The organism is Vibrio sp. A37 (assembly GCF_059777565.1).
Genome location: NZ_JBLNLI010000001.1, coordinates 866,905 through 876,895, shown reverse-complemented (window position 1 = coordinate 876,895; position 9,991 = coordinate 866,905). Strand labels below are relative to the sequence as shown.

Here is a 9,991-nt window from a genome sequence, read left to right as displayed (position 1 = left end):
AACCGAGGTCCACGGATTTGCAATCCGCTGCATAGCCACTCTGCCAACGCGCCTTTCTTAATCAACACGTTAGCTGTTCCCAACCCCCGTGTGCGGTGCATACTTTAATGATTAGAGACTCAGTGTCAAACAAAAAGATGAATATTATTTTCGTTTGCTGACAATTGCAGCAATATGATCATTCAATGTGCGAATTTAACGACAATTGACCATCATTTTAAATTAGGAACCAGACTTCACGTCAGCTACCACTTCTTCACAATGCGGCCAACTAAATTGGGATGATAGGACCAACAATGGTCGAACATAGATATCAGCTCGGGATTGCCATATTTAGATAAGCAAATCGCGTGAAAACGATTACTTTTTTTCTTTAAGTTGGCCACTTGCTGCAAAATTTCCTCTGGCTGCTTAGGCGCAATAAAATCTGAGACCACCACCAGATCAGCGTTTCTGTATTTAGACGAATGCATCAGTTCTACAGACTTAATCATCACTGGTTCTAAATCGGTTCCGCCATGGAAGCTGTAAGTTAAAAAGTCACCAGCTTCACGCAACCCGTCCTGCTTAGTCAGTTCGTAAGTGATTTGCTCTGTAGAAAATAGAACCACATAGCAATCGCGATCGCCAGCCAGAGCGATCTGCATGAGTGCATAAGCAATCGCCTTGGCACACTGCTCAGGAAAACCACTCATCGACCCTGATGCGTCAACACATACAATAAATGGACCTTTATCGATTTCAGCTTTTTTACGGTCAGGCTTACTGGATTTCACTTTACGTAGTTTTCTAGACTTACCCTCCATCCTATAATTCATCAAACGCTTATCGGCAAGGTGTTTGTAGAAAATCACTTCTAACTCGGGATAAGCCAAAAACATGGTTTCATTGGGCAGGAGTTTATTGAGGTCGTCACTCGGGTGAATTCCGACAATGTCATCAGTCGCTTCATCCGACTTCTCTTCCACCATTTTAAGTTCTTCGACTGGCGCTAAACTTAAGTCTGGATCGTTAACTTCACTGGCCATGCGCCCCAGCTTTTCAGCAATCTCTTGTAAACCTTGATGTTTCTTCAAGAATTCAGCGTGGCGTCTCATTACCTTCAAATCAGTTTTACTCAATTTGGCAGAGGCCATATCCCAAAGCCGCCCAATACTCTTCTCATCGCCCGAGCTAGAGACTTTGTCCATACTCTTCATGGTTTCCATTCGCTGATACAAGTCTTTAAGCACTTTCTCCTTGTTCGCTTCCAGTTCGGAGACCTGCGCTTTCTTTACCTCTTCCGATAATGTTTTGTACCATTGGTCGCAAAAATAATGAGGGAACATTGGGTTGTGGACACTTTTATTCTTTTCTAAAAGTCGTCTCGCCTGCATGTAAAAAGCAGAATGCCACTCCAGTTGCTGGACTATCCCTTGAATATCGCGGAAAAACCGCTCTTCATCCCAGTGAATAACTTCTTGATAAAGAGCTAATTCTTTTTGAAAACGCTCAGTTTCACACACTTTGGTAATTCGAGATTTAACGCCTATTCGCCAACGTCTTAGATGGCTTTTAACCGAAGACTTTACTCCTCGGTTTTCACTCATCATCATGACTTGAGAGCGTCCCATTAAGTCGTGGACAGCTGCATCAATAATGCCGGAGTCTGCAATAGAGATAATTAAATTTAAGCCATCTACCCCAAGCATAAACCACCTATGAAAAGAATTTATCTAGGTTTTTGAATCTAAACACTGTTCTTTCGGATGTCGCTTTTATAGATTCTAGTTGCTGTTGAAGATCTTGAATACTCGACTCCATCATCGTCAGGTACTCAGGTTCAATAAAACTGTGTGGTAACGCTTCATGGAATTTAAGGCGAGAGCTTTTCAACTGTTCTTCAGCTTGCTCTAGCTTCTTAACTGCGGCCTCTGCTTTCGATAGCCATTCGCTATATAACTCATTATCTAGCCCCTCTTTGGTCACAAGCGCGAGCAGAATTGAACGGTTTGCGATATCTTTAATGACCAAACGATTCTCAGAGTCACGATCAAACCTTAACCGACACAAGTTGGTATTCTGGTTCACGTACCCATAGGCTTCGCCTTGACCATCTTTAATTACTTTCTCTAAATCGAATTTGGCAATATATATCCAACGACTGTCACCTTTCTCTTTTTCCGATACTGACATGTTGCTTTGCAGCACCACCAGCTTGATTAGATTTGAGGAATTTCCGACCTGATGGAGCTTGGCGCTTGCAAGGCTGTAATGATGAGTACTTTTCTTTAAAATCTTGGTGGAGGTTTCACTTGATAGCTCCATCCCAAATCGCTCTTCAAGTTGCATTTGGATATCTTCTAGCTCTTCTCTACTATGAGCAATGCTGACGTCGACTGCTTGCTGGTCGAAAGCATATTTCAAAGCAAATTCACGAATCACACCTCGAACGATATCTCTCGTTTCTGGACTGCTCCACAAACAGTCTTGAAGCAAAAGTAAGTCAAGTGGATTTATACTATCTCGCCCATTGAAATAGGCGCTCGCCTTAAGAAGCTTTGATGCTTTTTTCCAGCGCCTGTCTGACACATAGATATCTTCCGCGTGCTCTTGAGATTCAGATTCTTGCTCTAGGATAGATTTAAGCTGATAAAGTTTCTCAAAAATATCATCGGTAATTGGCAACTGTTCTAATTCTCTTTGCCACTTATGGTATTCCGCATCAGTAATAGCTAACCCTTCCGGGATACTCGCCTCTTGAGATGTGCCCACCGTGAGCATAGATTTGAAATTTTGTTTGTTTTGAATACGGTTAACAAACACCCTAACTAGCATGCGATCGTATAAAGCTTCTAAGCCACTATCCTCATCCGGAAGTTCATTCGAAGCAGTGACGAGCAAACGCATTGGCACCTTTTCCACATCGCTCCCATTTTTAAACGTTTTCTCATTAACAACGGTCAATAGCGTGTTCAAGATAGCGGGGCCTGCTTTCCATATTTCATCAAGAAAAACGACTTGGGCAGAAGGCAAATAGCCATCCGTTAAACGTAAATAACGCCCGTTATCTTTTAACTCTTGAATACTTAGTGGACCAAACACTTCTTCAGGCGTAGAAAAACGAGTCATTAAATATTCAAAATAGCTTGAATTATCAAATGCTTGAATTAAACGTTTTGCAATAAGGCTTTTTGCAATGCCTGGAGGGCCAAGTAAGAAAACACTCTCACCCGTTAACGCTGCAAGTAAGCAAAGCTTTATGGTACTTTCTCTTTCATACACACCATCTGCTAACGCAACGGTAAGTTTATTAATCCGTTCAGAGAGAAGCGCTTTTTGTGAATGGGAGGCTTTAGAAGGGTTGATCATCTCTGCTCTCCTTGGAGTTGAGTCCCGAGTGCTCTTCTTATCAATTTATACATTTGTTACCACATTGTTACAAGTATAACAGCTAGACTGACGCTACGTTTCAACTGTAGGCTAATCACATCCATGAATTTCAGCTCATTTTACAGCTTTCAATCGAAAGTCATAGCCGTTAAGGTATGCTCTACAACACGAAATGAGTAGAACTTTTAACGTTCGAACAAGAATTAACCTCAAACAATCAGAAGATCCGCATATGAGCAGACTAATTCACACATGGAAACGAATCTCCTTGGTTGAGGACACAATTACTCTTCCTAATGACAAGACGATTAATCATACGACTATAGTTCACCCAGGCGCCGCTGTGATCTTACCGGTTAGAGAAGATGGCGATATTGTTTTAATTAATCAATACCGCCCCTCTTTACGTAAATGGCTCTTTGAATTGCCAGCAGGAACTATCGAGGACAACGAGAGTTCGTTAGAGTGTGCGAAACGTGAACTGGCTGAAGAAACAGGCCTAATTGCCGAAGAATTTGTCAGTATTGGCCAAGTTACACCAATGGCTGGCTTCTGCGATGAAATCCAGCATTTATACGTCGCTAGCCATTTAACCCCTGCTGAACTTTCTCAATGTGACGACGATGAAGTTATTGAAGTCGTGACAATGTCACTTCATCAAATCGAAAATTTAATAAAAGCAGACAAAATTACTGACGCAAAAACCATTGCATGTATCAGCAAAGCCAAACTATTAAGCTACATATAGGAGAATCCCATGGACTTTAGATCCGATACCGTTACCAAACCAAGTAAAGCAATGAGAGATGCAATGGCAAACGCTATTGTTGGTGATGATGTTTATGGTGACGATCCAACTGTGAATGATTTAGAACAGTGGGCAGCGGAAAGACACGGATTTGAAGCTGCGCTATTTACTAGCTCTGGCACTCAAGCAAATCTACTCGGCTTAATGTCCCATTGTGAACGCGGCGATGAGTATCTGTGCGGACAGCAGGCTCATAATTATTTATATGAAGCGGGAGGTGCTGCGGTTCTTGGCTCCATTCAACCTCAACCTATTGAGAATAACCCTGACGGAACTCTTGATATCGCTAAACTTAAGGCTGCGGTAAAACCCGATGACAGCCATTTTGCTCGCACAAAGCTTTTAAGTTTAGAGAACACAATAAATGGTAAAGTTCTACCTTTAGATTATTTAGCAAACGCGCGTCAGTTTGTTGATGAACATGGCCTTTCAATGCATCTAGATGGTGCTAGAGTGTACAACGCAGCCGTTGCCCTCGACGTCGATGTTAAAGAAATTGCCAAATACTTTGACTCAATGACCATCTGTTTGTCCAAAGGATTAGGCGCTCCTATTGGCTCACTTCTGCTAGGTAGCAAGGAGTACATTAGTAAAGCACGACGTCTACGTAAGATGGTTGGCGGTGGCATGCGACAGGCTGGAATTCTCGCAGCGGCTGGTAAAATTGCTTTAACAGAACATGTTCAACAATTGAAAGTCGACCATGAAAACGCGAAATATCTTGCAATGGAATTAGACAAACTGGCGGGTTTCTCCGTAAAAGCCGAGTTTGTGCATACCAACATTGTATTTGCGAAATTAGATGATAGTGTTGATATACAAACAATAACAAATAAGCTCGCGTCAGACGGCTTTACCGTTACAGCACATAACCCTCTTCGATTGGTCACTCATCGAGATATCACCAGACAAGATATCGAGGTGCTGCTCAGCAAATTAAAGCAGTATATCTAGTACTAAGTCACCTTTTTTCTTAGTTGGCGTTTTTGTACGGTTTCAAATGGTCACTTAGCCCATTTCGCAAAAACGCTGACATTCTACTTACCACAAATAAACGCGATTTTTTCTCTTCAAGGTATTGTCGCAACTAACCTAAAGCATAAAGGCTCAGGCTGTTTGTGTGTATGTAGATTTTAAGAGGTATCTATATGAAGCTTTCGTCTATAAGCCAGGCGACTAAAAAACTAAGCTTTGGCTTATTGTGTTCCGCCTTCCTTACGATAAGTCCCCCGAGTTTTGCAGCTCCCAGCCCTACTTTGAAACAAGAAGTAGGTCAAATGCTCATGGTTGGTTTATATGGAACAAAAATCAATGCGTCCTCGCCAATAGTTCAGGAAATGCCTGAGTATGATATTGGTGGTATTATCTTGTTTGACCATCAAGATGGGAAAACCCGTAATATCGCTAGCCCTAATCAGCTCAAGGAGCTAACCAACAATCTACAGTTCTACGCAAAAAAAGCTCACCTTCCACCACTGTTAATAGGAATCGACCAAGAAGGCGGAATGATTTCTAACCTAAAAGCCAAAAAAGGATTTCGCTTCTTTTCAAACTCGAGTGAACAACAACTTGGAACGACAGACTTCCCTCCATTGACTCAATATCAAGCTTACACGCAAGGTGAGTTGATGAAAAAATACGGCATTAATTTAGACTTTTCACCTGTCGTCGATCTCAACATTAACCCAAACAACCCTGCTATTGGTAAATACCAGCGTAGCTTTGGCAAAGATGTTCCTCTGGTTGTCACAATGGCAAAAGCAGAAATCGACGGGTACCATCAAGCGGGAATTATGTGCACGTTAAAACACTTCCCCGGCTTAGGTAGCGCTTCGGGTAACACTGACTTCAGCTCAGTTAACGTGACCAACACCTGGTCACCAAAAGAGCTAGAACCTTATCGGCAGCTAATCCATATTCCAGAACCTTGCCAGTTCATAATGGTCACTCACCTCGTAAACAAAAAGTTGGATAAATCTGGCGAATTAGCCAGCTTATCTAAACCTATTGTGACAGGTCTTTTAAGAGATAAAATTGGATTCAAGGGAGTTATCATCACCGACGATATGGATGCCAAAGCGATATCAAAAGAATATGACATCAAAACTGCCGTACAAAAAGCAGTACTTGCTGGGAATGATATTATTTTGATTGGTGGTGTGATGGGCAACGATCCGTATAAAATAGCGGCAACTGCCTACAACGCTATTTATGATTTGGCTAAATCTTCTCCTGAGAACAGAAAAATTGTCGATACAGCCTATCGGAAAATTATGGCAGCCAAAGTGCACTATTTTCATTTAGCTTCATAACAGACTAAATCTAGGCCAAAATATACCGTTTTGGCCTAGAGATATTTTGATCAGGATATTGGTTTGTTAGTGCGCAACTTCAATCGCCCGAGACACTACAAGACACGACTCACAGATATCCTTTGCTATAGTATCTGCTTCCTGCACTAGCTCGCTCCAGTGACTTGGATAACTGATCCCTAGTGAAGAAAACCAATGCACATTTTCTATCGGCACGCCTATCACATAGACATGACGGTTTATTTTCCCACTAGCATCAACAATACAATACGGTTCACGAATCAAATTAACCGAGCCAGTCAAAAACGACTCCTCTCCAGCATTATTGACGAATTCGGACAAGGTTCCACGTCGAAACATAGCTCTGAGCAGTTCGTTATCTGTTGTAGCTAGGTCTGGAAAAGGAACCCTTGCATCTATCACTGTCGTTGTTGTCACTTCTGAGCCAGTGACCTGTGGAGAGCTCGCAGTGTAGCCTTCACCAGACGCATCTACCTGAAAGTCTGGGCCAACAAAATTTATGATGTTGGCCTTCACCAATGCTTTTAGTCGCTTAAATTTGTGGGGGGTGTCGCTCCCCATAAATGTATGATTGAAGGGCCGTATTGTCTAACAAACGCCTTATGAGAACTTGCGCAAAGCCCGCTATGATCAACGAGATACTTGATGCTCTTTCTACAAGGTAGAAGCGACTCATAGGCAGTCTTTAGAGGAGATTTATCTTGTGCATGTTGGAAATCTGAATGTAAGTGGTCAAGTACAGCCTGCTTAAATTCATTTGCCGACGAAAACAGGCGATACTTAAATGGAACAGCTAGCTCCATTAGGTTCAGCGGTTCACACACAGACCCTAGCAATTCAGAAGCACATTCAGCAATGGTTACTTTGCTTATATTTTCTTGACCAAGCACTCTTTCAACTAAAATTTCACTCGCAGATATGCCCTTCTCTAGTGCAACTTTCTTTTCAAAGTACACCAGATTCGACTCTGCTTCGACAAGCGGCCATACATGCTTAACAAAATCCAATATTTGATGCTTGTTCTTGAGTTGATCTGCTGCTTCTATGGTGATAATCCTTGGCTCATAGCCATTTTCCTGCGAATCAGCTCGGCACAACGCCGGAAGACCTCGCCGTGAACCACAATAAATAATTGGCTCCCGTCCGCTAGGATGATATTTCAGCTCTCCATTATCCAAGGTGGTAAATGTTCCTCCTCGGCCTTCTGACAACAACGACATGATATCGATAAATGAAGAACCCAGACCGATAACCGCAACTTTTTCATTTGGCTTTATGTTGGAAAAATCCATGTCTGCCGCCGAATCTGCTGGGATAAATTGCAACTCATCGGAATGATCAGCTTTTTTCTTACATGCAGCCACATCTGCTGGAAGGGTCATGTGACGAGAATGGCCTGTTGCAAGGATGGACTTGTCGACAATGATATCGTCATGACTATCAAAAATAAGCCTCTGATTGTGACCAACCAGAACCATATCTCTTACATTGTCTTGAATCTTAATCAACTTGATATTTGACGGCAGACTATTCTCAATACTTTGTAAAACAAAGGATAAATAGTTGCCATAAGTTCTCCTTGAGGTAAACCTATGTGTTTTATCAATATCTATCCGATGAAACTGACACCACTCCAATAAAGATGGCCCACAACCCGGTGAAGCGTTTTCTATACCACCAGCCCCAGAAAACATACAAACATGGCGCGCGTAGGTGTTCATAATGAATCGCTCGTCTTGAGAATCACGCCAAACTCGCCCTGCGCCAATACAATCCTTATCAATAAGGTATATTGTCTTCAGCTAATAGGCGACACACTAGCCTTTCAAGAACAGAGATTCCTCTAGGCCCACTTCCAATTATAGCTATCTGTTTATTCATATGATTATCGAATAAGTATGCCAATGTTGAGTACCAGTGACGTTACCATCGATTACTTTCGCGCTACTAGTAAATATAGATAGGAACTTATATCTCAAATCTGACTGCAGTAGAACGTTATTAAAAATCGGAATAAGTTTATACGTTTAATTTTTACTCTACGAGAATAAAATCCCACATCAAAAATATTAATAGTTTTTCAACCATTAGTTTTCAATTTAAATAAATATGTTATCGAGAGTTATATGAAATTAAGTAAACTGAACAAAGTTATTGCTATTACTGCATTATTTGCTTCTGCAAATGTATTTGCAGGAAAATTTTACGTAGAAGCTGGTGCAGGTGGCAACCTTCAAAATACTGGCAGTGGAGATAATACAGGCCTAATCGAAGGCGCCGCTTCTGCTAGACTGGCTGGAGGTTACCAGCAAGCACTCAATGATAAATGGAAATTGGGTGGAGAGCTTGGTTATAACTACTTCGGCAATGCCGACTATGGCATTATGACGCTAAATTCCTCGGCTATTGACTTATCTGGCGTGGGTACTTATCAGGTTACAGATAAGGTCTCAATTTATGCTAAAGGTGGTGTGGCATATATTATGTTGAAAGGGCAAGGTGAGAATGGCTGGGAAATTGATGGTAATAACCAAGCTCATGACGTTTCACCATTAATGGGTATTGGAATTAACTACGCGTTAACAGATAAATTTAGCGTGGGGACTTCTGCAACTTATTACTGGGGTAACCCAAATGGTCAATCAACCAATGACGTTGCGCCAGAAATAAGCAATTTCTTAATCAATGCTCGTTACACTTTCTAATACAACGCTTTGTTTAATCAAACATAGCATGGACGCTATTTTTCTATAGCTTACTTGTTGATCTTAATTGAAATAATTAACACCCTATCAAACCTCAAACCTATACCCCACCCCATAGATAGATTTGATACAATCACAGTCAGGTTCAATGGCTTGGATCTTCTTGCGTAAGTTTTTGATGTGGCTATCGACGGTTCTGTCTGTCACAACTCGCCCGTCACTGTATATATTGTCCATTAGCTGTTCTCGACTAAGCACTTTCCCGGAGAGTCGGTTTAGGTGATGCAACAACTTAAATTCGGCAGGTGTTAACGCTAACGCTTGTCCTTTGAAAGTCGCGACCATGGTCTTATCGTCAATAGAAAACAATTCTTCTTGATCATTACCTAGCGTGTTGGTGGCAGATTTTAACGTACGTCTAAGCACATTTTTTACCCGAGCAACCACTTCTCTCGGGCTATAAGGCTTACATATGTAATCGTCAGCGCCTAGCTCTAATCCCAACAGACGATCAATTTCGTCCACTTTAGCGGTCGCCATCATGACAGGCACCTCACTAAATGTTCTGAGTTCCCTGTAAATATCCAAACCATCTCGTTCTGGCAACATTAAATCGAGTATCACCAGATCTACCTGATTGTTACGAATCCAAGGGATAACTTCATCACCACTGAATATCAGGTGACATTCAAACCCTGAATGTTTTAGATAATCAGATAAGACTGCCGCTAAGGTCTGTTCGTCTTCAACAATGAGTATTTTGCTCGCCAATT

The 9,991-nt window shown here is 41.7% G+C and carries 9 protein-coding genes; 4 read left to right on the top strand and 5 right to left on the bottom strand.

Annotated features, from left to right (window positions below):
- Window positions 1-245 precede the first annotated feature (245 nt).
- Window positions 246-1,691 (bottom strand): ATPase RavA stimulator ViaA, encoded by a 1,446-nt coding sequence (gene viaA / locus ACM2FC_RS03765; RefSeq protein WP_498479488.1) that lies wholly within the window; start codon window positions 1,689-1,691, stop codon window positions 246-248.
- A gap of 7 nt (window positions 1,692-1,698) precedes the next feature.
- Entirely contained in the window at window positions 1,699-3,351 is a 1,653-nt protein-coding gene (locus ACM2FC_RS03760; protein WP_498479487.1) for an ATPase RavA domain-containing protein, read from the bottom strand.
- A 253-nt stretch (window positions 3,352-3,604) separates the two neighbouring features.
- On the opposite strand from ACM2FC_RS03760, the gene ACM2FC_RS03755 reads away from it, so the two are divergent.
- The 3 genes from ACM2FC_RS03755 to ACM2FC_RS03745 all read left to right on the top strand — a co-directional run bounded on the left by ACM2FC_RS03755 (window position 3,605) and on the right by ACM2FC_RS03745 (window position 6,492).
- On the top strand, window positions 3,605-4,120 hold the full coding sequence (locus ACM2FC_RS03755; protein ID WP_498479486.1) for an NUDIX hydrolase: 516 nt from the start codon (window positions 3,605-3,607) through the stop codon (window positions 4,118-4,120).
- A 9-nt stretch (window positions 4,121-4,129) separates the two neighbouring features.
- Window positions 4,130-5,134 (top strand): low-specificity L-threonine aldolase, encoded by a 1,005-nt coding sequence (ltaE, locus tag ACM2FC_RS03750; RefSeq protein ID WP_498479485.1) that lies wholly within the window; start codon window positions 4,130-4,132, stop codon window positions 5,132-5,134.
- 194 nt (window positions 5,135-5,328) lie between these two features.
- Window positions 5,329-6,492: a glycoside hydrolase family 3 protein gene (locus ACM2FC_RS03745; protein ID WP_498479484.1), complete on the top strand. Its 1,164-nt coding sequence runs from the start codon at window positions 5,329-5,331 to the stop codon at window positions 6,490-6,492.
- Window positions 6,493-6,558: 66 nt separating this feature from the next.
- On the opposite strand, the gene ACM2FC_RS03740 is transcribed toward ACM2FC_RS03745, so the two are convergent.
- Both ACM2FC_RS03740 and ACM2FC_RS03735 read right to left on the bottom strand, forming a co-directional pair.
- Window positions 6,559-7,029, bottom strand: a complete 471-nt coding sequence (locus tag ACM2FC_RS03740; RefSeq protein ID WP_498479483.1) for a hypothetical protein — start codon at window positions 7,027-7,029, stop codon at window positions 6,559-6,561.
- An 8-nt stretch (window positions 7,030-7,037) separates the two neighbouring features.
- On the bottom strand, window positions 7,038-8,297 hold the full coding sequence (locus tag ACM2FC_RS03735) for an FAD/NAD(P)-binding protein (protein WP_498479513.1): 1,260 nt from the start codon (window positions 8,295-8,297) through the stop codon (window positions 7,038-7,040).
- 342 nt (window positions 8,298-8,639) lie between these two features.
- On the opposite strand from ACM2FC_RS03735, the gene ACM2FC_RS03730 reads away from it, so the two are divergent.
- The gene (locus tag ACM2FC_RS03730) at window positions 8,640-9,218 is read left to right on the top strand and encodes an outer membrane protein (protein WP_498479482.1); all 579 of its coding nucleotides are present in this window, start codon (window positions 8,640-8,642) and stop codon (window positions 9,216-9,218) included.
- Between the two features lie 87 nt (window positions 9,219-9,305).
- Here the strand turns inward: ACM2FC_RS03730 and ACM2FC_RS03725 are convergent, their stop codons facing one another.
- The gene (locus ACM2FC_RS03725; RefSeq protein ID WP_498479481.1) at window positions 9,306-9,989 is read right to left on the bottom strand and encodes a response regulator; all 684 of its coding nucleotides are present in this window, start codon (window positions 9,987-9,989) and stop codon (window positions 9,306-9,308) included.
- Window positions 9,990-9,991: the final 2 nt, after the last annotated feature.

Excerpts from the sequence above, each read along its gene's own strand:
- viaA (WP_498479488.1), bottom strand. The coding sequence starts at position 1,691 with ATGCTTGGGGTAGATGGCTTAAATTTAATTATCTCTATTGCAGACTCC.
- ACM2FC_RS03760 (WP_498479487.1), bottom strand. The coding sequence starts at position 3,351 with ATGATCAACCCTTCTAAAGCCTCCCATTCACAAAAAGCGCTTCTCTCT.
- ACM2FC_RS03755 (WP_498479486.1), top strand. The coding sequence starts at position 3,605 with ATGAGCAGACTAATTCACACATGGAAACGAATCTCCTTGGTTGAGGAC.
- ltaE (WP_498479485.1), top strand. The coding sequence starts at position 4,130 with ATGGACTTTAGATCCGATACCGTTACCAAACCAAGTAAAGCAATGAGA.
- ACM2FC_RS03745 (WP_498479484.1), top strand. The coding sequence starts at position 5,329 with ATGAAGCTTTCGTCTATAAGCCAGGCGACTAAAAAACTAAGCTTTGGC.
- ACM2FC_RS03730 (WP_498479482.1), top strand. The coding sequence starts at position 8,640 with ATGAAATTAAGTAAACTGAACAAAGTTATTGCTATTACTGCATTATTT.